Here is a 21930-nt window from a genome sequence, read left to right as displayed (position 1 = left end):
CCTGTGTAATATCCGGCCTATGGCCGGAGCGTGCGGTGAGCCGTGAATCGGCCGGCGCGGCCATCCGCGCGTTGCGGGAGTCGCGCGACTGGTCGCTGGCAGACCTTGCGTCGGCGACCGGGGTCAGCATCATGGGTCTGAGCTTTCTGGAGCGTGGCGCCCGCAAACCGCATAAAAGTACAGTTCAGAAAGTGGAAAACGGGCTTGGCCTGCCACCGGGCACCTACTCGCGCCTGCTCGTGGCCGCCGATCCAGACGCCGAGCTGGCCCGGCTGATGGCCACCCAACCGGTCGGTGCGGGGTCCGCGAGGCCGGCCGGAGCCGTGGTGGTCGACCGTCACAGCGACACAGAAGTGCTGGAAGGTTACGCCGAGGCGCAGCTCGATGCCCTCAAATCCGTCATCGATCGGCTGCCGGCGACGACATCAAACGAATATGAGACGTATATTCTGTCTGTGATCGCTCAATGCGTGAAGGCGGAGATGCTGGCCGCCAGCTCCTGGCGGGTCGCCGTGAACGCTGGAGCCGACTCGACGGCCCGGCTCATGGAGCACCTGCAGGCGCTCGAAGCGACGCGCACCGCCCTCCTGGAGCGGATGCCCACCAGCCTGAGCGCCCGGTTCGACCGCGCGTGCGTGCAATCGTCGTTGCCGGAGACCGTCATCGCGACCCTGGTCGGCGTCGGCACCGACGAGATGTGGGACATCCGCAACCGGGGCGTCATCCCGCCCGGGGCGCTCCCCCGCGTTCGCGCCTTCGCCGAGGCCGTCGAATCCCCCGGTGCTGGCACCGCAGATCAGGAAAGCGGGGGGCAGTGAGCGACAGCGAAATCGAGATGTTGAGCCGCGCCCATCGACTGTTTTCCGGCACCGCCGGGCAGCCGACGCTGGACGCCGGCGCCGCGCGCTACGACGCGCTACTGCGACGGGCCGCCGACGTGAATCACGCTGTGGCGCACGGCGCTTACCGGCTCGCAGCCGAATACGGTCGGCAGAACCTGCTGTCGGCGGCCGGCACGGATGCCGAGGCCGCGCGCGTCATCGCCGGCGCCCACCGGGATCGCGCCGAGGCCGGCGAGCGCACCAAATCCGTCGTCGAGGCGGCGCGCGCCGACGCCGCGGGGACCCCGGCCACCCCCTTGGCCCAGCGCGAGGCGATGCGGCGCCGGGTGGCGCGGCTGCGCGCGCAGCGGGCGCACGTGCAGTCGGCGCAGCTGAAAGCGCGGCGCCACTCGGCCGCCCTGCGGGCGCTGCGCTACCGAACGACCCACCACCGCGGGCGGCGCCCGCTGGCTCCGAACGGCCGCGCCGAAGCCGCGGTGCGCGCGGCATTGTCGCGGCTGGGACGGCCCTACGTCTGGGGGGCCACCGGGCCCAACCAGTTCGACTGTTCCGGCTTGGTCCAGTGGTCCTACGCACAGGCGGGCCTCCATTTGGGCCGCACCACCTATCAACAGATCAACAACGGGATCCCGGTGCCCCGTTCGCACGTGCGGCCCGGCGACCTCGTGTTCCCCCACGCCGGACACGTGCAGCTGGCCATCGGCAACAACCTCGTCGTCGAGGCGCCCTACTCCGGTGCATCGGTGCGAATCAGCCGGCTGGGCAGCAACATCGCGATCCGCAGGCCGCTATGACAAAGCACGGACCGCCCCGCCGCTTGGGCACGACGAGAAGGTTGAACCGATGTCGGAACATGCCGGATCTCCGGTAGGCGCCATCCAGGCGCGGCAGGCGGCGCTGGCCGGACAGCACGGCACCGCCGCCGAGGCCGACCGCGTGCTGGCCGAGGTGCTCGCCAGCGCGCACGCCGCGACACGGGAAGGCATCAGGCGTCTCGACGCCATCGCCGAGGAGATCGACCGCGTGGCCGCCCAGCGTGCGAACCTCGCCGTCGACACCCCTACGGGGGCGCGGGAATTGCAACGATTTCTGGTGGACAAACAACGCGAGATCGCCACGGTGGTGGCCGCTGCCCGCGAACTCAATCACGCGAAAAGGGTTGTGCTGGATGGCCTGCGGGGTCAGTACGCGATCCCTGCGGGCTAGCCGGCGCGTTCGTTCACAGGCGCGCCGGAGTGAGTTGTCGCCGCGAACGTGCCTGCGTACTGTCGCCCGGCATGGAGGGGCCGCGACATCGATGTCGACGCATGACGAGCTGATCACCGCGATCACGCGCGTCCGGGACCGCACCGGCGATCCGAACGCGTGGCAGACCGGCTTGGCGCCGGATGAGGTGGCTGCCGCGATCACCCCCGCCACATCGCCGGGCCGGCTCGACGCGATCGTGCGCAAGATCCGCCGACAACACCCGGACATCTTCGGCGCGGTGCCCACCGGTCCGTCGGGACGGCCGGAGCAGGGCGAGGGCGCCGATGCCATGGCGGACGCCGAAGCGGCTCTGGCACACCAGAACTCGGCGAGTTCGCAGCTCGACATGCAAGTGATCGCGGCCATCCTCAACGCACACCTCAAGGCGGTCGAGGGCCAAGGAGCGCTGACCAACCTGCAGCGCGAGATCGAAACCGCGGTCCTGACGCGGTCGGATCTCGACACCCCGGCCGGAGCGCGCGATTTCCAGCGGTTCCTCATCGGCAAGCTCAAGGACATCCGCGCGGTCGTGTTGAACGCGAGCCTGGACGACACGTCGAAATCGGCGTTGATGGCCGCGTGGACGTCGCTGTACGAGGCCTCCAAAGCCCCCAAAGCCGACTCCGACGACCACCCGCCCGCGGCCGCCGCACCCGTCGGCGACGCGGCACAAGAGCCGTTGGACGATCCCGAGGCCGACGACCCGCTGCTGGACCCGACGTTCGCTGAGGACCCCGGGCTGGCGGCGCCGACGGGCGCCGCGGCCCCGGCCCCCACCGCTGGCGCCGCCGTTCCGGCTTCTCCGGCAATGCCGTCCCTGCCCAGCTTTGGCGGTGCATCGCTGCCGGGCCTGGGCGGACCGGGCGGCCTGCCGCTTTCCGACCTGGCCGGGGCCGGGCGAACCGATCCGGCGCTGCGGGACCTCGTCGAGGAGGACCTCCCCGGATCCCACGACCCCGAACCCGACGAACCCCCGGACGAGCGGGATGGCGACGACGAGGCACGCGACGTGGACGCCGCGGCCGATCAACCCGAGGCGCCACCGGCGGTTCCGACCACGGTGACCCTGCCCGACGGCGACACCGTCACGGCCGCCAGCCCGCAGCTGGCGGCGGTGATCAAAGCCGCGGTGGGCGGGGCGCCGATCGCAGAGGCGTTCCACCAGCAGGGAATCACCGTCCCCGCACCGGGAACCGCGGTCACCGAACCCGTCGACCCGGCGCAAGCCGTACCCGGCGACGTCGGCATCTTCACCGATCGTCATGCGCTTGCCCTCGGCCACGAAAAGGCGCTGCTCGACGGCCAGATTCAACGCATTGCCACCGTGAGCGGCCCGAGCTTCCTAGGCTGGGAGCATCCGCCGGCGGCGACCGCGCCCGCGACCCCACCGGCTAAGCCGCACACACCAACACCCACCGGGCCGGCGGGCACGTCGACCACCTGACAATCCACAGTGATCCCGTCGGGAGCCCCGGCGGCGCATGAGGAGGAGAACGCAGATGGCAGATCCGATCCGTGTGGTGCCCGCGCACTTGCGTGACGCCGCTGCGCATCACCGGGAGACCTCCGACTACCTGCGCACCGTGCCGTCGTCGCATGCGGCGATCCAGGACAGCCTCGACTCGCTGGGGCCGGTGTTCGGCGAACTGCGCGACGCCGGACGCGACCTGCTCGAGTTGCGCCGCCAGTGCTATGAGCAGCAGGCCGACGACCACGCCGAGATGGCCGAAAACCTGACCGTCTCGGCGGCGATGTGGGAACAGCACGAGCAAGACGCGGCGCGAGATTTCGGTGGCATCGTCGACGGCGGTCGATGACCGACGCCAATCCCGCCTTCGACACCGTCCACCCCAGCGGACACATCCTGGTCCGCTCCTGCCGGGGCGGTTACATGCACAGCGTCGCGCTGAGCGAAGAGGCGATGGAGACCGACGCCGAGGCGCTGGCACAGGGCATCCTGTTGACCGCGGACGTGTCCTGCCTCAAAGCGCTATTGGAAGTGCACGACGAGATCGTCGCGGCCGGCCATACCCCGTCGGCCGAGGTTCCGAGCCCGCGCGATCTGGATGTCGCGATCGAAAAGTTGCTGGCGCACAAGCTGCGCCGCCGTGGCAAGGCACGCTGAAGGCACGGCCTACAGCAACCACGTTTTGGCGCTATCGGGATCCGGAGCGATGTCGGTGGGCGGTTCGATGGGGTTGGGGCCGAACAACTCTCGCGCGCGCGCCAGCAGGGTGCGCACTTCGTCGAGTTGCTGCTGCAGCGCAGAATCAGCCATGTCCTCACGCTACCCACGTCGTCGCAGCTGCACAATTCACTTGGTGAATGGACGTGCCGATGGATGCCGGTAGGCTTGACCAGTGGCGATCTTCGGTCGGATGTCGGCGCGCCAGCGCCTCCGGAGAGCTGCCCGGGAATCACTGACCATCCCTGCCTTCAGCTCTTCTGTCGACTGCACCCCGTGGGTGACGGGCGGACTGTGGCCCGTCGAGCTGTCCACCAACACCAGGCCCGAAACCGCCACGCTCGCAGAGTATCTGAAGGTCGGTCTGCGGCGAATCACCAGAAGCGCGAATGACGAACTCCGCACCATTCGGCTGGCCGGATTGCCCGACGCCGTCCGGCAAGCGGAAGAAGCCAGGGTCATCGAGGCGGCCCGCGCGCGCGCCGTGCGCCGCGTCGAGTCGACGATGCGCCAACTGCACGCGTTCCAGGCCAAGGCGCCCGCCGCGGGCGAGGGCACTGCCGACACCGGAAGTCCGACCTGGGCCGAACTCGAGAAGACCGAAGCCATCCCCTCCGTCACCGAACCGGCCCCCGAGCCGACGGAAGTCATCCCCGAGCCGACGGAAGTCATCGAAGAAGACCATGGCGACGAAGCGCCGGAAAGCGCCCCGGTGGCCGATGAGTCAGCTGCCGAAGAGGAGGCGCCCGAGGTTGCCGAGGGGCGGCACCGAGCCGCTGTCGACGGCGCAGTCCCACCGCAGCCGCCGGTGGCTCCGATCACCCCCGCAGCGCCTGAGGCGCCGGCGGCGACGGCGGCCCCGGTCGCATCCGAATCCGATACCGAGCGGCTGCGGCGGCTGCTTGCGTTCGTGGTCCATCAAGAGCCGCGGCTGAATTGGGCAATCGGCGATCGCCCCGACGGCACGACGTTGTTGGTCACCGACTTCGCGCACGGTTGGGTGCCACCGGGAATCGCGGTTCCGGAGGGCGTGCGGTTGTTGGAACCTGATCGACGTCAGGGCAAGGTCTCCGCGCTGCTGGGCGAAACCACGCACGCCGTCACCTACGCTCCCGGGGATGCCATGGGCCGGCTGGACGACTTTGCCGAGACGACGGCCTCGGCGCAGCCCCGTGAGCTACCCGCGGTCGACGACCCCGGCTGGCAGTTGAGCCAGGCCACGCATTGGCGGGACGGGCTGCCCCGCATGGTGCACACGTTGGCCCGGGCCGCGGCCGCCGGGACCGGTGTCGCCGAAGAGGAAATCGACTTGCTGCGAGTGCATCTCGACACCGCGCGCTATCAGCTGCTGATCCAATATCCGAACATCGATCCGCTACTCTTCCTCAACTGCCTGTTGTTGGCCGCCACGGAGGGCGTCGTGACCGGGGATGCGGTATCGGCGAACTATCACCTCGCCTGGTTCCAGAAACTCAACGCCCCGACGGCCGGCCGGTAGGCGCTCATCGCCCGGGGCTCGGTTGGATGGCCCGGCTCTCTTCGCGCCGCAGACGCTCATCGCCCGGGGCTCGGTTGGATGGCCCGGCTCTCTTCGCGCCGCAGGCGCTCATCGCCCGGGGCCGGGCGGCCCCGCGAAGGCCTGCGCGATCCCCAACCACCGTTGGGCATCGGGCCCGTGCGCGGTAATCTCCAGCGCACCCAGCGGGCGGCGCTGCGTCACCAAAAAGCAGAAGTCCTCGGCGGAGCCGGTAACGCGCTGGGCGGCATCCGTCGGCCCCCACGACCAGGTGTCGCCTTCGGGCCCGCGCAGCTCGACACGGAACGGCTCGACCGGCGGGGTCAGATCATTGACGAAAAAGGCGTAGTCGCGCGCGCGCACACCGATGTGCGCGATCGATCGCAGCCGCGCGGTGGCGACCCGCTCGGCGCCGAGGGCGTCGGCGACGTCGAGGCCGTGCGCCCACGTCTCCATCAACCGGGCCGTCGCCATCGACGCCGCGCTCATCGGCGGCCCGAACCACGGCAGTTTGCGTCCGTCGGGCACGGCCAGCAGGGCGTCGTGCAGCCGCGTGCGGGTGGTGCGCCAATCGGCGAGCAGGTCCGCCGGCGGCACGGCCGCCAGCTCCTCGGCGCCCGCGTCGACGAATCCGGTCGGATCGGCCTGGGCGGCCTGCAGCGCCTGGGCAAACCCTGCCTCGTCGGTGACCGCGGTCAAAGCCACCCGGTCCGTCCACAGCAGGTGCCCGATCTGGTGGGCGATGGTCCAGCCGGGCGCGGGAGTCGGAACCGCCCAGCGGTCCGCCGCAAGCGGCGCCACCAACGCGTCGAGGTCGTCGCTTTCGGCACGCAGGTCGGCCACCATCGGTGCGGCGGCGGAAATCACATATGCACCTTAGCGATTGCCCGCGGGCCGGCCGCGGCGGCCGAGAATCGCGTGGACCGCCAACCCGATCAGGTACAGCACCGAGCCGAACAGCACGAACACCGGCGCGCGCCCGTCGTCGGGAATCAGGGCCGCCGCCACGGTGATCGAGACGATGAACGCGACCCAGAACAGCGCGTCCTGGACCGCGAACACGTGGCCGCGCAACGCGTCGTCGACATCCATCTGCATCGCCGAGTCGGCGCAGAGCTTGACCATCTGGCCGGCCACCCCGAGCAGGAAGCCACACGCGACCATCACCGGAATCCGCAGCCCGGCCCCGGGAACCTGGACGATCGCGGCCACCAGCAGCGCGCCGTTTGCCGTGGCGTAGCGCCCCCAGCGGCGCACCGCCGACGGCGTCAGCACGTTGGACAGGAAAGCCCCGAGACCCGAAACGCCGAAGAACACCAAGGCGATTCCCAGCCCTCCCCCGCCGGACTCGGGCAGGTGGTGCACCAGGACCAGCATCACCAACGAGTTGATCCCGACCACCATCCGATGCGCGGCCAGCCCGGACAAGGTGGCGGCGACCGTCGGGCGCTGGGCTACCGTGCGCGCGCCGTGCAGCCAGCCGGTGATCACCGCGTAGACGGCCGATCCGTGGATGGCGCGCTTGGTGTCGTCCGGCCCCAACGCACCGGGGCGAAACCGCAGCGCCAGCACCAGCGCGAGCGCCACCGGTATGGCGGTCAGGAAGATGATCGCCGAGGCGCCCTCGTCGCCGGCGCCGACCAGGATGCGCGGCACCAGCATGAAATTGGCGCCGACGAACGCCGCGGCGGCGCCGCACGCGGTGGCCACCGAGTTCATCGTCACGACCTGCTCGCGCGGCACCACATGCGGCAGTGCGGCCGAGAGGCCCGATCCGACAAACCGGGCCAGGCCGTTCGCGAACAGCGCGGCGATCAACAGGGGTATGTCGCCGGCGCCGACGGCCAGGATGGTGCCGATACCGGCGATGAAAATCAGGCGGCCGACGTTGGCGCCGACGAGCACCAGCCGCCGATCCCAGCGGTCCATCAACGCGCCGGCGAACGGTCCCAACAGGGAGTACGGCAAGAACAGCACCGCAAACGCCCGCGCGATGGCCATCGGATCCGCGGCGCGATCCGGGTTGAACAGCAGCGCGCCGGCCAGCCCCGCCTGGAAAAGGCCATCTCCGAATTGACTCGCCATGCGCACCTGCAGCAGTTGCCAGAAATCCGGCAAGCCGCGCACCGACCGCCACAACTCGACCGGTGCGCGGGATTGCATCCGGGCTGGAATCACAGGACCGACTTCCACGATTGGGGTGGGCACGATCGCCGCGGGTCGGCGCGCTGCACCAACAGTACAAATATTCGCCGCCCACGCTCGATTGACCCGGCTGACGAGGCGAAGGTGCGATGATGGTTTGGTGCCGCCACCCGAAGATCCAGAGGACTACATCGCACCCGCTGCACAGCGGGTGCGCGCCGGCACGCTGCTGCTTGCCAACACTGATCTTCTCGAACCGACCTTCCGGCGCAGCGTCATCTACATCGTGGAGCACAACGACGGCGGCACATTGGGTGTCGTGCTCAACCGGTCCAGCGAAACGGCGGTGTACAACGTGTTGCCGCAGTGGGCCAAGGTGTCGGCCAAACCCAAGACCATGTTCATCGGCGGACCCGTCAAGCGCGACGCGGCCCTGTGCCTTGCGGCGCTGCGGGTCGGCGCCGATCCCCAAGGCGTGCCTGGACTGCGGCACGTGGACGGCCGGATCGTGATGGTCGACCTGGACGCCGAGCCCGACCTGATCGCCCCGCTGGTCGAGGGGGTGCGGATCTTCGCCGGATATTCCGGCTGGACCATCGGCCAGCTCGAGGGCGAGATCGAGCGCGACGACTGGATTGTCTTGTCCGCGTTGCCATCTGATGTGCTGACCGGACCGAGGTCCGATCTGTGGGGGCAGGTGCTGCGCCGGCAGCCGCTGCCGCTTTCGCTGCTCGCGACCCACCCCATCGACATCAGCCGCAACTAGGGCCGCTCCCCCGATCCCGGGGTATCACGCGAAAGCCCTGGGCTCACAGTCGATAGCGACGGCGCACCCGGACTAGTGGCAGGACTGCGTGCAGGCCGCGCAACTTCCGGCGCATGCGGGTGCCGCGGCTTCCTGCCGGATCGCGAAGCGGGCGCTTTGCCAGGACCCCGTGGCCAGCGTCCCCAGGGCACCGGCGACGCAGACGATCAGCACGACCAAAGCGGTGTCGGGGGAGGCGGCCAGGGCCACCACCCCGCCGGCGGCCAGCATCACTGCGGCGGCCAGCTGGGTCGGCGCCATGGCGCGCAGCGCCAGCTGAGTGGAGTCGACGGCCTGGCCTTGGGACAGCGACCACGTCCCGAACCCGGCGGAGGCGACCGCCGCACACATGCACACCACGCCCGCGATCAGCATGGCCTCACAATACGAGGCCGTCCTCGGCCCCCGAGTCAGCGCCCCTGCAGGAAGGCGAAGTTCGGCAGCGGCGGCAGCCCGGGCACCATCGTCAACAGGTTGGGCACGGGCCGCGGCGCCATCTGGTTGGGCGTGACCGGCTGCGCGGGAAGCCCGACGGGCGCGGCGGGGACGGTCTGTGCGGGGACGCCGAGGGGAGCCACCGGCTGCGCGGGGACGGCGACCGGCGCCGTCTGCGCGGGAACGGCGACGGGCGCAGCGGGGGCCGCCGGTGCCGGGAGACCCACGGGTGACGCACCGGGTCCCAGCTGGGCCGGGGCGGGGGACGCGGCCGCGGGGGCGGTCACCCGGAAGCCGTTGACGATCGCATCCGTGGCCGGCGCATCCGAGACCGCCACCGAACGATCGGTGGTCACCGACAGCGTCACCAGGTACTTGTCGCGCCCGGACGTCGCGATGACGTGGCGGTGCGACGTGTTGAGCATCATGTCGCCGTCGCGGTAGGTGCCCTCGATGACCGAGGAGGGAAAGCCGCCGAAGTCGGCCATCGTGGCGTTAGTGGTCTGCCAGGCGGGCAACTGCTGGCTGTCGACGAAGCCGTGGGTGATGGCCTCTTTCGGGTCGAAGTTACCGACCAGCTTGTACACCACCACCTGCGCGTTTGACGTGTAGATGGAGGCTCCGCGCCGGTCGGCGATCACCGCGAACGCGTCGGGCACGTTGGGATCGGGCACCTGGGTCCACCGCGGGGGCACCGGCAGCGTGATGTCGAGCGCCTTGAATCCCTGCGGCTTCTGCGCCTCGAGCTTGACGCCCTTGGACTGCAGGTAGTCGCGCACAGTGCCAGAGACGGCGGGTGCGACGGCGGCGGGCGCGACGGCGGCGGGCGCGGGCGCGGGCGCCGCAGGGGTGGGCGCGGCGGGCGCCACTGCAGCTGGATTCGGCGCCACAAACGGGTTGGCGGTCGGGGGAGTGGCCAGCACCCTGTTCGTGGGGAGCTGCCCGGGGGCCGCGGCGACGTTCTGCGGCGCCGTGGCCGGGACGGCGGGGGCGGGTGCCGGCGCGGGCGGCGCGGGATCGGCCGATGCGGTGGCGCCCGCGAACGCCGTGACACCGATCGCGCCGGCGGCCAGACCCCCTGCGAATACCCGCAACGTACGGGCGATCTGAATCATCTGCGTCGATCCTTCCCACTGCCACGGGCCTGCGCGCCCGTCTTAGAGGCTGACTGTAACCAGTGGTCAGGCGCGTGGGCGGCCCCGAAACCGAGCTGGGATGAAGCCCTGATCGGTGCGCAACGGAACCGAGACCAACCTGTGGCCGACGGGCGCACGGAGCGGGCCCTTATACCCTGTTCGGGTGACCCGACCCCCGACCACCGGGGCTGGGAGCGGCCCCGGCGCCGCCCAGCCCGACCCCGATGCGCCGCCACACCGCTACACCGCGGCGCTGGCGGGCCGCATCGAAAGCGCGTGGCAGGAGAAGTGGGCGAGGCTCGGGACGTTCCACGTGGCCAACCCGGTCGGCGATCTGGCCCCGACCGATGGCGAGCCGTTGCCCGCCGACAAATTGTTCGTGCAGGACATGTTCCCCTATCCTTCGGGCGACGGACTGCACGTCGGGCACCCGCTCGGTTACATCGCCACCGACGTCTACGCCCGCTATTTCCGGATGACGGGCCGTAATGTCCTGCACGCGTTGGGCTTCGATGCCTTCGGTCTGCCCGCCGAACAATACGCCGTGCAAACCGGCACGCACCCGCGCGTCAAGACCGAGGCCAACATCGTCAACTTCCGGCGCCAGCTGGGCCGGCTGGGCCTGGGCCACGACAGCCGGCGCAGCTTCTCGACCACCGACGCCGAGTTCTACAAGTGGACGCAGTGGATCTTCCTGCAGATCTACAACGCCTGGTTCGACCCCGCGGTCAACAAGGCGCGGCCGATCGCCGAACTGATCGCCGAGTTCGATTCCGGCGCGCGCCGTCTCGGCGACGGCCGGGACTGGGCGACGCTGGCGGCGGGGGAGCGGGCCGACGTGATCGACGGCCACCGACTGGTCTACCGGGCCGACTCCATGGTGAATTGGTGCCCGGGCCTGGGCACCGTGCTGGCCAACGAGGAGGTCACCGCCGACGGGCGCAGCGACCGGGGAAACTTCCCGGTGTTCCGGAAACGGCTGCGGCAGTGGATGATGCGCATCACCGCCTACGCCGACCGGCTGCTGGACGACCTCGAGGTCCTGGATTGGCCCGATCAGGTAAAGACCATGCAGCGCAACTGGATTGGTCGCTCGACCGGCGCACAGGCGCTGTTTGCGGCGACCGCGGGCGACGGCGCAGCGGTCGACATCGAGGTGTTCACCACCCGGCCCGACACCTTGTTCGGCGCCACGTATCTGGTGCTGGCCCCCGAGCATGACCTGGTCGACGGCCTGGTCGCCGCCGCCTGGCCCGGCGGCACGGACGCCCGTTGGACGTACGGCTCCGCCGCCCCGGCCGAGGCCGTCGCCGCCTACCGCCGCGCCGTCGGCGCGAAGTCGGACCTCGAACGCCAGGAGAGCAAAGAGAAGACGGGCGTGTTCCTGGGCAGCTACGCCACCAACCCGGCCAACGGCAAGCCGGTGCCGATCTTCGTCGCCGACTACGTGCTGGCCGGCTACGGCACCGGCGCGATCATGGCGGTCCCGGGCCACGACCAGCGCGACTGGGACTTCGCCCACGCGTTGGGGCTGCCGATCGTGGAAGTGATTGCCGGTGGCGACCTTTCGCAGGCCGCGCACACCGGCGACGGTGCGCTGGTCAACTCCGGCTACCTCGACGGCCTGGACGTGGCGGCGGCCAAGGAAGCGATCACCGACCGCCTGGAGGCCGAGGGCCGGGGGCGCGTGCGCGTCGAATTCAAGCTGCACGACTGGCTTTTCGCGCGACAGCGGTACTGGGGTGAGCCGTTTCCGATCGTCTACGACAGCGACGGCCGCGCGCACGCGCTTGACGAGGCCGCGCTGCCCGTCGAGTTGCCCGACGTGCCGGACTATGCGCCGGTGTCGTTCGACCCCGACGACGCGGGCAGCGAACCATCGCCGCCGCTGGCCAAGGCCACCGACTGGGTGCACGTGGAGCTGGATCTCGGCGACGGCCTGAAGGCTTACACCCGCGACACCAACGTGATGCCGCAATGGGCCGGCAGCTCTTGGTACGAGCTGCGCTATACCGACCCACACAACCGAGAGCGGTTCTGCGCCAAGGAAAACGAGGCCTACTGGATGGGCCCGCGACCGGACGAGCACGGCCCGGCGGACCCGGGCGGGGTCGACCTGTATGTCGGCGGCGCCGAACACGCGGTGCTGCACCTGCTGTACGCGAGGTTTTGGCACAAGGTGCTCTACGACCTGGGCCACGTCAGCTCGCGCGAGCCGTTCCGGCGGCTGGTCAACCAGGGCTATATCCAGGCGTTCGCCTACACCGATGCGCGCGGGTCCTACGTGCCGGCCGAGCAGGTAGTCGAACGCGACGGCGGCTTCTACTACCCGGGGCCCGACGGGGAGATCGAGGTCTTCCAGGAGTTCGGGAAAATCGGTAAGAGCCTGAAGAATTCGATATCGCCCGACGAAATCTGCGACGAGTACGGCGCGGACACGCTGCGGGTGTACGAGATGTCGATGGGCCCGCTGGAAGCGTCCCGGCCCTGGGCCACCAAGGACGTCGTTGGCGCGCACCGGTTTTTGCAGCGGGTGTGGCGGCTGGTGATCGACGAGCAGACCGACGCGACCCGGGTACCCGATGAAACCGGCCAGGAACAGCTGGACACCGCGACCCTGCGGGCGCTACACCGCACCATTGCGGGAGTCTCCGACGACTATGCGGCGTTGCGCAACAACACCGCGGCGGCCAAGCTGATCGAGTACACCAACCACCTCACCAAGGCGCACCGCGACGCGGTGCCCCGCGCGGCGGTCGAGCCGCTGGTGCTCATGCTGGCGCCGCTGGCCCCGCATATGGCCGAAGAGCTGTGGTCGCGGTTGGGCCACGCCACCCCGCTGGCGCACGGGCCCTTCCCGCAGGCGGATCCGGCCCACCTTGTCGAAGACTCAATGGAGTATCCGGTGCAGGTGAACGGCAAGGTGCGGGGCCGAGTGGTGGTGCCCGCCGACACCGACGACGACGCGCTGAAAGCCGCGGCCCTGGGTGACGAAAAGGTCCAGGCGTTCCTGGCCGGCGCCACCCCGCGCAAAGTGATCGTCGTACCCGGCCGGCTGGTCAACCTGGTCGTCTAGCGGACGCGCGCGTCATCGCCGTCCGGGGCGAAGCACCACCTCGTGCACATGACCGTCGCGCGGCGTGGCCACCGCATAGGCGACAGCGGCCGCGACCGTTTCCGGCCGCAGGAAGTTCGCGGCGTCGTACTGGCCGCCTTCGAACGCGACGAGTTCGCGTTGCATCGCGGTGTCGGTCCGGCCGGGATAGATCGTCGTCACGCGCACGCTCGGCTCGTCGTCGCGCAGCGAGTCCGCGAAGGCCCGCACCGCGAACTTGCTCGCGGAATAGGACGCCATGCCCGGTGAAACCTTGCGCCCCGAACCGGAGTTGATGAACACCACCTGGCCGCGGGCCTGCCGCAATGCCGGCAACAGCGCCAACGTAAGCTCCACAGCCCCAAAGACATTCACCGCGAACGTGGCCCGCCACTCGTCGACGTCGGACTCGGCGACATGGCCCGCGAAGAACGCCCCCGCGTTGTGCACCAGCACGTCGAGTTCGTCCACGATTTCGCAGCTGGCCTCGATCTCACCGGGATCGGTCAGCTCCAGCGGAAAGGTGGTGGCGCCGAGCCGCTGGGCGACGGCGTCGAGTCGATCCGAGGGCCGCCCCGCCAACAGCAGGGTATGCGTTGCCGAGAGCGCTTCGGCGATCGCGGAACCGATACCGCCGCTCGCTCCGGTGATCAGTGCGGTGGGCATGACCACAGCTTACGGAAGTCTACGGAAAACGGCAGATAGCTTGTGGCTAAGGCGCTTTCACGCCTGCTTCCGGGCCGCGGGCTCCCCCGTGGGGCCCGACTCGCCGCAGCCAAGTCGTTGCAGCGGCGCCAGCGCCTGCGTCAGGGTGTCCAGGTCGGACGCGGGGAGCTGACCGAGCATCGCGGCCAGGGCCGCGTGCCGATTGGCCAGCGACTCGGCGTGAACCGCCCGTCCGCGCGGCGTGATGTCGACCAGCACCGCGCGCAGATCCGACGGGTCGCGCGAGCGCTTCACCAGCCCGATCTTCTCCAGCCGGCGGATCGCTACGGTCGTCGTCGGGGTCCGCACCCGTTCGTGCGCGGCCAGATCGGTCATCCGGATGGGACCCTGATCGAGCAAGGTGACCAGGATCGACAGCTGCGCCAGCGTTAGCTCGCCGGCCACCGCCCCACTGGGGTCGCCGCGGCGCAGAATCGAAAACAGCTTGGACAGCGCGCGGTGCAGGCCTTCCGCAAGCTCGGCCACCTCGGGCGCGGTGGATTCGCTGTCCGCCATAAGTCGGCAGTCTAACCCGATATGGGTAGGTAACAAGGGAGCTACCCTAACTAAGTGGCGATCGCAAGCGCGGCGTTGCCGGGCGCTGCGGGTCGCCACCATCGAACGCAAGTGGCGATCGCAAGCGCGGCGTTGCCGGGCGCTGCGGGTCGCCACCATCGAACCCAAGTGGCGATCGCAAGCGCGGCGTTGCCGGGCGCTGCGGGTCGCCACCATCGAACGCAGTAAGAACCGTTCAGAGCACCTGGGACAAAAACCGCTGCAGCCGCTCGGTCCGAGCGGCCTCGAATATCTGCTCGGGAGGCCCGGATTCCACCACCTTGCCGTGGTCCATGAACACGACGGTGTCGGAGGCCGAGCGGGCAAAACCCATCTCGTGCGTGACGACGATCATCGTCATGCCGTCCGCGCCGAGGTCGGCGATCAATTGCAGGATGCCCTTGACCATTTCGGGATCCAGCGCCGAGGTCGCCTCGTCGAAGAACATCACCTGCGGGGCCATCGCCAGGGCACGGGCGATGGCTACCCGCTGCTGTTGGCCACCGGACAGCGTGCCGGGACGGGCACCGGCCTTGTGTTTCAAACCAACTCGGTCCAGCTGGGTCAGCGCGAGCTCGCGGGCCGCGTCCGCCGACAGCCGACGCAGCTTGCGCGGTGCCAGTGCGACATTGTCCAGCACGCTGCGATGGGGGAACAGGTTGAACTGCTGGAACACCATTCCGATGCGCTGGCGAAGTTGGTCGGGATCGTCGCGCAATACCGACCGGCCGTCCAGCAGGATGTCGCCACTGTCGGGCTCGTACAGTCGGTTCAGGGTGCGCAGCAGCGTCGACTTACCAGAGCCGGACGGTCCGACCACGGCCACTGTGCTGCCGGCCGCGGCCTCCAGGTCGACGCCGCGGAGCACCGCCGTACCGCCGAGGGTTTGATGAATTGCCTTGGCTTGCAAGGATACTGATGGACGCTGGGGGACGGCGGCGGTCACGTCATCTCCTGGCCGAACGTCGTGCCCAGCGCGTCGAGATCCTCTTTGGGCTCAACCGGCGCGCGGCCGCGGCGAAGCCGCGCGTCGATGTAGTTCACCAGATGCGTCAACGGGACGGTCAGCATCAAGTAGAAGACGCCGGCGGCCACCAACGGCGACAGGTTGCCGGTCTGCGCGTTGAGGTCTCGGCCCACCTGAAACAGCTCGCGCTGCTGGGCGATCAGCCCCAGGAAGTACACCAACGCCGAGGCCTTCAACAGCGCGATGAATTGATTCACCAACGCGGGCAACACCCGGCGAACGCCCTGGGGCACGACCACCAGACGCATCGCTTCGGGATAGCTGAACCCAAGGGCGCGGGAGGCTTCCAGCTGGCCGCTGTCCACGCTCTGGATTCCCGCGCGGAGAATTTCGCCGATGTAGGCGGCGGCCATCAATCCCAGGGCCGCAATGCCCAGCGGGTAGGGGTTGCCGTTGGTCAGGCCGCCGACCAACGGGCCGACGCCCAGCCCGATGATGAGGATGATCACCACCTCGGGCAGGCCGCGGAAGACATCGGTGTACACCCGGGCCGGCCAGCGCAGCCAGCGCGACCGCGAAATGCCCGCGATGGCCAGCACCATGCCGAGCGCCAGGCCGATGACGGCCGCGCTGCCGGTCAGGATCAGCGTGTTGGGCAACCCGGTGGTGAACAGCGTGGGGATGGCCTGGCGGTACATGTCCCAGTCGAAAAAGGAATCACGCAACTGCGCCAGCGTCGATCTCGGCGCGGCGGGGCCGACCGGCTTGTGGTGTTGGCGCGCAGCGATCTTGGCGAAGTCCGGCAGCGTTGGAACGGGCGCGGCCCGCGACCCCGGCTTCCATCCCGGCGGCAGCGACCGCGGCACCCACTGGGAGTACAGCGCCGCCCACGTGCCGTCGGCGATGACCGCGTCCAGCCCGGCGTTCAGGGCGTCGACCAGCGGCTGGTTGTCCTGCGCGACGGCGAAGGCCACGAATTCGCCCGCGCTGAACGTGTTCGCGACGACCACGGCCGGGTCGCCCGGTCGCATGGCGTTGGCCGCCTGACCCGCCGGGGCCACCCACGCGTCGATCTGGCGGGTTTTGAGGCTGGCGTACACGGTGGCGAAGTCGGGATATTTGACCGGTTGCAGGTGCAGGGTCTCGACGACGTACGACTCCTCCACGGTGCCCTGGACCACGCCGATGCGCTGGCCGGCGGCGAGCTCGCGAAAGTTGTGGATCGCCGAGCCCGGCGGCACGACGAGCGAGTAGTAGCCGAAGTCATAGCCGTTGGTGAACGCGACCGTGTGCCGGCGCGCGTCGGTCGCCTTCACCGACGCCGAGCCGACGTCGAAGCGCCGCGACGCCACCTGGGCGAGCAGCCCGGAGAAGTCGGTGCCGACGAAGCGGACCTGCAGGCCCAGCTTGTCGGCGATGGCGCGCAACAACTGGTTGTCGAAGCCGCTGAACTTGCCGGTGGGGTTGATGCATACGTTGGGTGGGGCGTCGGACAGGGTGCCGACGGTCAAGACGCCCGGCATCCCCAGCCCCAGGGCGCCGGGGTCAATCGCGCTCAGCGGCTCGACGGTGGGTGTGGTGTGCCGGTCGTCCTGGCCAACCCCGCTGTCTGCGGTCAGGCCGCTCGGCAGCGCGTAGGCGCTGTCCAATCCGGCTGGGGCGCATTGGTTCCGGTCGGCGCGCGCCGGCGCGGCCGGCGACGCGGACGCCGCGGCGCACGCCACGAGCACGGCCGCGGTCAGCCCGAGCAGTCGTCCGCGGCGCTGGGCGCGCCGGACCAGATGCCAACCCATCGCCGCCACCGTATCGACCGAGCGGCGGCCCGGCCGGTTCAGCGCCGCTTCACAGGGCGACCGACGGCTCGTCGCGGATCGCATCCGCTTCGGCGACTACCCGGAGCGGGCCCGAAACGACCTGGCCGATGTCGTCGGGCGCGGCGAACACTCGGCGCCGAAACAGTTCGGCCAGCATGGTCTGGGCCATGAGGTGGGACCGGCCGACGCACGCGGCCCGCGCGGCCTCGGGGTCGCGCCGGTGGATCGCGGCGGTTTCGTCTTCGTAGAACGGCAGGATGTCCTCGCGGCTGCCCTGGTAGGTCGTCCAGAACACCCGGGGGATGAGGTTTTGCGAAGCGCGAATCGTGGCGTGCAGCCGCGGTCCCGCGTACTCGTCGTTGATCGTGCGCCGATAGTCGCCGGCTATTTCCGAAAAGGCGCGAGACTCCTTCGCGGCGCGCAACGACCGCATGAGCGCGTCGAGCTGTCCCAGGATCCGCGGCGTGGGATTGCTGGCCGCGCGCGCCGAGGCGATGCCGTTGAGCAGGCCGTCGACCTCGTGATGTTCTAGGACGGTGTCCTCGTCGAATCGTTCGACAAACGCGCCGCGGTGGTAGCGCGTCGACACGATCCCGTCGTGTTCGAGTTGGACGAGCGCCTCTTGGATCGGGACGCGGCTAACCCCGAGGCCAACGGCGATCTCGTTGCGGTCCACGCGGTCACCGCTGCGCAATTTCCCCGTCAGCACCAGGTTGAGAATGTGCGATACAACCTGGTCTTTTTCTTTGACCCCGTATTTCTTCGGCATCCGTTTCTTGAGTGCCTTTCAAACGGTAGGGCAAATCCGGCGGTGAGAGTTTCTCACGAGTTGGCGCGCGCGTTGCCGTGTTTGGCGCATGAATCGCGGGGAATCGCGCGGAAAGGTGGGCCGGAGGGGTCAGCCGCTATCGCGCCACTTGCACAGCGCCTCGGCGTCGCTCAGGTCGTAGTCCGGACCGTCGCAACCGACGGTCAACAGCGTGACACCGAGGTTCACGAGGGTTTCGGCGTTGGCGATCAGGGCACCGTCGTTCTTGACCGCCGCCGAGCATTCGATGCCGGCCCGGTCGCGGCCGACGTCGGCGCAGTGCCGGTCCAGGACGGCCGACTTCGCAGGGAACTCGTCGGCGGAGGTGAAGCTGTGCCAGATGTCGGCGTGCTCGGCGACCAGCCGCAGGGTCTTGCGTTCGCCGCCGCCACCGATCAGGACGGGGATCTGGCGGGTGGGCGCCGGGTTGAGCTTGGCCAGCCGCGCCTTGATGCGCGGCAGCGCGGCCGCCAGGTCGTCGAGGCGGCTGCCGACGGTGCCGAATTCGTAGCCGTACTCGTCGTAATCCTTGTACTTCCAGCCCGATCCGATGCCCAGCACCAGCCGGCCGCCGGAGATGTGGTCGACGGTACGGGCCATGTCGGCGAGCAGCTCCGGGTTGCGGTAGGAGTTGCACGTCACCAGCGCGCCGATCTCGATGCGCGACGTCTGCTCGGCCCAGGCCCCGAGCATGGTCCAGCATTCGAAATGCGCGCCGTCGGGATCGCCGTAGAGCGGGAAGAAGTGATCCCAATTGAAGGTGATGTCGACGCCGATGTCCTCACAGCGGCGAACCGCGTCGCGAATCTGGCTGTACTGCGGGGCGTGCTGCGGCTGCAGTTGGACGCCGATCCGAATGGGGTGAGTCATAGGCCCACCGTAGGCCCCGTCAGCCCGCCGGTGCCGCCTCGACCTGCGTGCGCACCACGCACTGCGTCCCGGTGTAGACGGTCGGCATGCATTTCATGCAGTGGATGCACCGGCCCTCGGTCGCGGCGCCTTCCTGAAAACGGTTGACCAGGTTGGGTTCTCGCAGCAACGCACGGGCCATCGCGACGAACTCGAAACCCTCGCCGAGCGCGGTTTCGACAGTGTCGAGGCGGTTCAGCCCGCCGAGCACCATCAGCGGCAGCGACAGGGCCGCGCGGAACTGGCGGGCAAGCGGCAAAAAGAAGGCCTCCTCGAAGGGATAGGCGCGGAACATCCGCCGCCCGAGAACACGCAGACCGAGGCCCACCAGCCGGGGCTGGGAGGCGATGAATTCGTCGAGGGGGACGTCGCCGCGGAAGTAGTACATCGGGTTGAGCAGCGAGCTGCCTCCGGTGAGCTGCAGCCCGTCGAGGTGGCCGTCGGACTCGAGCAGGCGCGCGGTGGGCAGGCTGTCGGTCAACCAGAAGCCGCCGCGCACGCCGTCGTCCATGTTGAACTTCGCTGTGACGGCGGCGGATTGACCGACGGTAAGCCGCACCCGTTCGGCGACGCGGCGGGCCAGTTCGGCGCGGCGCGCGGTGTCGCCGCCGTAGCGGTCGGTGCGCTTGTTCAGGTTCGGGCTGAAGAACGAGCTGAGCAGGTAGCCGTGGCCCATGTGGATTTCGACCGCGTCGAAGCCCGCCTCCACTGCGTTCGCGGCCGCGGCGCCGAAGGCGTCGACCACCCCGTCGAGTTGGTCGGTGGTGGCGCCGCGGACCAGCCCCATGGCCGGTGGGCTGAGCCGCGTCGACGGCGCCAGCGTGGGCGTCTTGGTCGACAGCGTGTTGGCGACCAGGCCCGCGTGCCCGATCTGCGCGCAGACCAGGGCGCCCTCGGCGTGGACGGCGTCGGTCAGGCGGCGCAACTGCGGGATGCGATCGCGGTCCAGCACGATGGTGTCGCGGTGCACGCGGCCGCCGGGGGAGATGGCGCAGTAGGCGACCGTGGTCATGGCCGCCCCGCCCCGCGCGACCTCGGTGTGGAAGTCGACGAGGGCATCGGTGACCTGCCCGCGGGGCATCACGCCCTCGAAGGTCGCCGCCTTGACGAAGCGGTTCTTCAGCGTCAGTGGACCCAGCCGCGCCGGCGTGAAAGCCTGTTTCGATACCATTGGCATCGAAATATAGCACCAAAGGAGGCGGGCCAGTGCAGATCGCGGTGACGGGTGGAACGGGCTACCTGGGCGCGCATACGGTGCGGGCGTTGCTGGGCGCGGGTCATCGGGTGCGGCTGCTGGTGGCCCCGGACGATCCCGGCTCCGTGATCGAGCGGCTAAAGGCGCTCGGGCCCGCGACGGTGCTCGTCGGCGACGTACGCGCCGCCCCGACCATCGAGGCGCTCCTCGACGGCGCCGACGCCGTCGTGCACGCGGCCGGCATCGTCGGCACCGATGAGCGCCGGGCGCAGGCCATGTGGGACGTCAATGCCTATGCGACGGAGGCGATTCTGGCCTGCGCGGCCGCCTCCCGGCTCGACCCGATCGTCTTGGTCAGCAGCTACAGCGCGCTGTTCCCGCCGCCGAACGGGATCATTTCACCCGACTCCCCGACGGCGTCCGGGCGCAGCGCGTACGCGAAGACCAAGGGCTACGCGGATCGCGTCGCCCGCCGGCTGCAGGCGGACGGTGCGCCCGTCGTGGTGACGTATCCGTCCAGCGTCGTGGGGCCGGCGTTCGGCACCGCGGCGGGCGTCACCGAGCGGGGGTGGGCGCCGATCGTCCGGTGGGCGGCGGCTCCCAGCGTGCGCGGCGGCATGCAGATGGTCGACGTGCGCGACGTGGCCGAGGTGCACGCGCGCATCATGGTGGCCGGTCGCGGCCCGCGCCGCTACGTGTGCGGCGGGGTGTTGCTGACCTTTGACGAGATGATCGACGCGCTCGAGGACGGCTTGGGGCGGCGGATACGGCGCGTCCCGCTGTCGCCGAAAGCGTTGCGCGCCATGGGCCGTCTCGCCGATGTTGCCGGCCGCTACGTTCCGCTCGGCGATGGGCTCAGTTACGAGGCGGCCATGCTGCTCACCGCCGCCACACCGACCGACGACAGCAACACGTTGCGCGATCTCGGAATGACCTGGCGGTGCCCGAAAGCCGCGATCGCCGAGTCACTGCGGGTGGGACGCGGCGATGGCGGCGGTCAACAATTGAGCGATCCGGCTCTGTAGCTTCTCGGAGTGGTCCTCGACGGCGACGGTCGTGACGAACAACGCGGCACCCGCCGCCATCGCCAGGGTCGCCCGGGCGTCGGCGTCGGCACGCCGTCGCTGGGCGGCCGTCGTCGCGTGCACGTCCTCGGCGAAAAGCCGTACCGCCGGCCCGCTGAACCTCGCCCACAAATCCCTGCGGAGGTTGTCGTTTTCACGCAGGGCCAGCAGCAACCCCGGTACCGCGGCCCGCACGTCGGGCCTGCTGAACAGTTCGTGGCTGCCCCGCACCACCCATTCGATCCAGCCCGCCAAGTCGGTGCCGAAAAACGGTGCCAGGTCCGGGGTTTCGCCGAGGATCGCAGCGAGTACCAGCTCCGCCTTCGACGACCAGCGCCGGTTCAGGCTGGAGCGGCCGACCCCCGCCCGCGCGGCGACGAGCCGCATGCTCAGCTCGTCCCAGCCGGACTCGGCCAGCAGCTCGCGGGTCACCGACAGCACCCGCTCGTCGATCGAGGTGTCGCGCGGGCGTCCGGCGGGCCTGGCGCGGCGATCGGCAGCGGTCAT

General features: G+C 69.8%; 22 protein-coding genes and 1 pseudogene. 10 read left to right on the top strand and 13 right to left on the bottom strand.

Going from position 1 to position 21930, the window contains the following annotated elements; genetic code table 11:
* Positions 1-35 precede the first annotated feature (35 nt).
* The 6 genes from AC5Y43_RS15745 (at position 36) to AC5Y43_RS15720 (ending at position 4215) form a co-directional block, all read left to right on the top strand.
* The gene (locus AC5Y43_RS15745) at positions 36-818 is read left to right on the top strand and encodes a helix-turn-helix domain-containing protein (protein WP_499973912.1); all 783 of its coding nucleotides are present in this window, start codon (positions 36-38) and stop codon (positions 816-818) included.
* Positions 815-1636, top strand: a complete 822-nt coding sequence (locus AC5Y43_RS15740; protein WP_499973910.1) for a C40 family peptidase — start codon at positions 815-817, stop codon at positions 1634-1636. The genes AC5Y43_RS15745 and AC5Y43_RS15740 overlap by 4 nt, the downstream gene beginning before the upstream one ends.
* A gap of 49 nt (positions 1637-1685) precedes the next feature.
* Positions 1686-2048, top strand: coding sequence for a DUF4226 domain-containing protein (locus tag AC5Y43_RS15735; RefSeq protein WP_499973908.1), 363 nt, complete (start codon positions 1686-1688; stop codon positions 2046-2048).
* Positions 2049-2139: 91 nt separating this feature from the next.
* Complete coding sequence (locus AC5Y43_RS15730) at positions 2140-3534, top strand: DUF4226 domain-containing protein (RefSeq protein ID WP_499973906.1); 1395 nt, start codon at positions 2140-2142, stop codon at positions 3532-3534.
* 55 nt (positions 3535-3589) lie between these two features.
* Positions 3590-3907 carry an ESX-1 secretion-associated protein gene (locus AC5Y43_RS15725; RefSeq protein WP_499973904.1) on the top strand — a complete coding sequence of 106 codons (318 nt, stop codon included), beginning with the start codon at positions 3590-3592 and terminating at the stop codon, positions 3905-3907.
* Positions 3904-4215 (top strand): DUF2694 family protein, encoded by a 312-nt coding sequence (locus tag AC5Y43_RS15720; protein WP_499973902.1) that lies wholly within the window; start codon positions 3904-3906, stop codon positions 4213-4215. The genes AC5Y43_RS15725 and AC5Y43_RS15720 overlap by 4 nt, the downstream gene beginning before the upstream one ends.
* A gap of 9 nt (positions 4216-4224) precedes the next feature.
* Here the strand turns inward: AC5Y43_RS15720 and AC5Y43_RS15715 are convergent, their stop codons facing one another.
* Positions 4225-4368, bottom strand: coding sequence for a hypothetical protein (locus AC5Y43_RS15715; protein WP_499973901.1), 144 nt, complete (start codon positions 4366-4368; stop codon positions 4225-4227).
* 82 nt (positions 4369-4450) lie between these two features.
* Here AC5Y43_RS15715 and AC5Y43_RS15710 point away from each other — a divergent pair, with 82 nt between their 5' ends.
* Entirely contained in the window at positions 4451-5773 is a 1323-nt protein-coding gene (locus AC5Y43_RS15710) for a DUF5631 domain-containing protein (protein ID WP_499973899.1), read from the top strand.
* Between the two features lie 108 nt (positions 5774-5881).
* Here the strand turns inward: AC5Y43_RS15710 and AC5Y43_RS15705 are convergent, their stop codons facing one another.
* Both AC5Y43_RS15705 and AC5Y43_RS15700 read right to left on the bottom strand, forming a co-directional pair.
* On the bottom strand, positions 5882-6637 hold the full coding sequence (locus AC5Y43_RS15705) for a TIGR03084 family metal-binding protein (RefSeq protein WP_499974035.1): 756 nt from the start codon (positions 6635-6637) through the stop codon (positions 5882-5884).
* Positions 6638-6667: 30 nt separating this feature from the next.
* Complete coding sequence (locus tag AC5Y43_RS15700) at positions 6668-7954, bottom strand: MFS transporter (protein WP_499973897.1); 1287 nt, start codon at positions 7952-7954, stop codon at positions 6668-6670.
* Between the two features lie 139 nt (positions 7955-8093).
* Between AC5Y43_RS15700 and AC5Y43_RS15695 the strand changes: the two genes are divergently transcribed.
* Positions 8094-8702, top strand: a complete 609-nt coding sequence (locus tag AC5Y43_RS15695; RefSeq protein WP_499973896.1) for a YqgE/AlgH family protein — start codon at positions 8094-8096, stop codon at positions 8700-8702.
* A gap of 72 nt (positions 8703-8774) precedes the next feature.
* Here AC5Y43_RS15695 and AC5Y43_RS15690 read toward each other — a convergent pair whose 3' ends face one another.
* Together AC5Y43_RS15690 and AC5Y43_RS15685 are read right to left on the bottom strand one after the other, a co-directional pair.
* Positions 8775-9116: a hypothetical protein gene (locus AC5Y43_RS15690; protein WP_499973893.1), complete on the bottom strand. Its 342-nt coding sequence runs from the start codon at positions 9114-9116 to the stop codon at positions 8775-8777.
* 35 nt (positions 9117-9151) lie between these two features.
* A complete protein-coding gene (locus AC5Y43_RS15685) occupies positions 9152-10291 on the bottom strand; it encodes an LpqN/LpqT family lipoprotein (RefSeq protein WP_499973891.1) in 1140 nt (379 codons plus the stop codon).
* 184 nt (positions 10292-10475) lie between these two features.
* Here AC5Y43_RS15685 and leuS point away from each other — a divergent pair, with 184 nt between their 5' ends.
* Positions 10476-13388 carry a leucine--tRNA ligase gene (gene leuS / locus AC5Y43_RS15680; protein ID WP_499973889.1) on the top strand — a complete coding sequence of 971 codons (2913 nt, stop codon included), beginning with the start codon at positions 10476-10478 and terminating at the stop codon, positions 13386-13388.
* Between the two features lie 12 nt (positions 13389-13400).
* Here leuS and AC5Y43_RS15675 read toward each other — a convergent pair whose 3' ends face one another.
* From AC5Y43_RS15675 to AC5Y43_RS15645, 7 genes and pseudogenes are all read right to left on the bottom strand, one after another.
* Positions 13401-14072: an SDR family oxidoreductase gene (locus AC5Y43_RS15675; protein WP_499973887.1), complete on the bottom strand. Its 672-nt coding sequence runs from the start codon at positions 14070-14072 to the stop codon at positions 13401-13403.
* A 57-nt stretch (positions 14073-14129) separates the two neighbouring features.
* The gene (locus AC5Y43_RS15670) at positions 14130-14627 is read right to left on the bottom strand and encodes a MarR family winged helix-turn-helix transcriptional regulator (RefSeq protein ID WP_499973885.1); all 498 of its coding nucleotides are present in this window, start codon (positions 14625-14627) and stop codon (positions 14130-14132) included.
* A gap of 235 nt (positions 14628-14862) precedes the next feature.
* Entirely contained in the window at positions 14863-15612 is a 750-nt protein-coding gene (locus AC5Y43_RS15665) for an amino acid ABC transporter ATP-binding protein (protein ID WP_499973883.1), read from the bottom strand.
* A complete protein-coding gene (locus AC5Y43_RS15660; RefSeq protein ID WP_499973881.1) occupies positions 15609-17426 on the bottom strand; it encodes an ABC transporter substrate-binding protein/permease in 1818 nt (605 codons plus the stop codon). Before AC5Y43_RS15660 ends, AC5Y43_RS15665 begins: the two co-directional genes overlap by 4 nt.
* Positions 17427-17464: 38 nt before the next feature.
* Positions 17465-18216, bottom strand: a pseudogene (locus tag AC5Y43_RS15655) (GntR family transcriptional regulator).
* A 129-nt stretch (positions 18217-18345) separates the two neighbouring features.
* Positions 18346-19125 (bottom strand): LLM class F420-dependent oxidoreductase, encoded by a 780-nt coding sequence (locus AC5Y43_RS15650; RefSeq protein ID WP_499973880.1) that lies wholly within the window; start codon positions 19123-19125, stop codon positions 18346-18348.
* A 19-nt stretch (positions 19126-19144) separates the two neighbouring features.
* The gene (locus tag AC5Y43_RS15645; protein ID WP_499974034.1) at positions 19145-20335 is read right to left on the bottom strand and encodes an NADH:flavin oxidoreductase; all 1191 of its coding nucleotides are present in this window, start codon (positions 20333-20335) and stop codon (positions 19145-19147) included.
* Positions 20336-20370: 35 nt separating this feature from the next.
* On the opposite strand from AC5Y43_RS15645, the gene AC5Y43_RS15640 reads away from it, so the two are divergent.
* Positions 20371-21384 carry an NAD-dependent epimerase/dehydratase family protein gene (locus AC5Y43_RS15640; RefSeq protein ID WP_499973878.1) on the top strand — a complete coding sequence of 338 codons (1014 nt, stop codon included), beginning with the start codon at positions 20371-20373 and terminating at the stop codon, positions 21382-21384.
* Here AC5Y43_RS15640 and AC5Y43_RS15635 read toward each other — a convergent pair.
* Entirely contained in the window at positions 21325-21930 is a 606-nt protein-coding gene (locus tag AC5Y43_RS15635) for a TetR/AcrR family transcriptional regulator (protein ID WP_499973876.1), read from the bottom strand. The genes AC5Y43_RS15640 and AC5Y43_RS15635 overlap by 60 nt on opposite strands.

Source organism: Mycobacterium sp. NGS57 (assembly GCF_059812405.1).
This window is presented reverse-complemented; position numbering and strand designations above follow the sequence as displayed.

Excerpts from the sequence above, each read along its gene's own strand:
- AC5Y43_RS15735 (WP_499973908.1), top strand. The coding sequence starts at position 1,686 with ATGTCGGAACATGCCGGATCTCCGGTAGGCGCCATCCAGGCGCGGCAG.
- AC5Y43_RS15730 (WP_499973906.1), top strand. The coding sequence starts at position 2,140 with ATGTCGACGCATGACGAGCTGATCACCGCGATCACGCGCGTCCGGGAC.
- AC5Y43_RS15725 (WP_499973904.1), top strand. The coding sequence starts at position 3,590 with ATGGCAGATCCGATCCGTGTGGTGCCCGCGCACTTGCGTGACGCCGCT.
- AC5Y43_RS15720 (WP_499973902.1), top strand. The coding sequence starts at position 3,904 with ATGACCGACGCCAATCCCGCCTTCGACACCGTCCACCCCAGCGGACAC.
- AC5Y43_RS15715 (WP_499973901.1), bottom strand. The coding sequence starts at position 4,368 with ATGGCTGATTCTGCGCTGCAGCAGCAACTCGACGAAGTGCGCACCCTG.
- AC5Y43_RS15705 (WP_499974035.1), bottom strand. The coding sequence starts at position 6,637 with ATGGTGGCCGACCTGCGTGCCGAAAGCGACGACCTCGACGCGTTGGTG.
- AC5Y43_RS15700 (WP_499973897.1), bottom strand. The coding sequence starts at position 7,954 with ATGCAATCCCGCGCACCGGTCGAGTTGTGGCGGTCGGTGCGCGGCTTG.
- AC5Y43_RS15690 (WP_499973893.1), bottom strand. The coding sequence starts at position 9,116 with ATGCTGATCGCGGGCGTGGTGTGCATGTGTGCGGCGGTCGCCTCCGCC.
- AC5Y43_RS15685 (WP_499973891.1), bottom strand. The coding sequence starts at position 10,291 with ATGATTCAGATCGCCCGTACGTTGCGGGTATTCGCAGGGGGTCTGGCC.
- AC5Y43_RS15675 (WP_499973887.1), bottom strand. The coding sequence starts at position 14,072 with ATGCCCACCGCACTGATCACCGGAGCGAGCGGCGGTATCGGTTCCGCG.
- AC5Y43_RS15670 (WP_499973885.1), bottom strand. The coding sequence starts at position 14,627 with ATGGCGGACAGCGAATCCACCGCGCCCGAGGTGGCCGAGCTTGCGGAA.
- AC5Y43_RS15660 (WP_499973881.1), bottom strand. The coding sequence starts at position 17,426 with ATGGGTTGGCATCTGGTCCGGCGCGCCCAGCGCCGCGGACGACTGCTC.
- AC5Y43_RS15650 (WP_499973880.1), bottom strand. The coding sequence starts at position 19,125 with ATGACTCACCCCATTCGGATCGGCGTCCAACTGCAGCCGCAGCACGCC.
- AC5Y43_RS15645 (WP_499974034.1), bottom strand. The coding sequence starts at position 20,335 with ATGGTATCGAAACAGGCTTTCACGCCGGCGCGGCTGGGTCCACTGACG.
- AC5Y43_RS15635 (WP_499973876.1), bottom strand. The coding sequence starts at position 21,930 with ATGACCGCTGCCGATCGCCGCGCCAGGCCCGCCGGACGCCCGCGCGAC.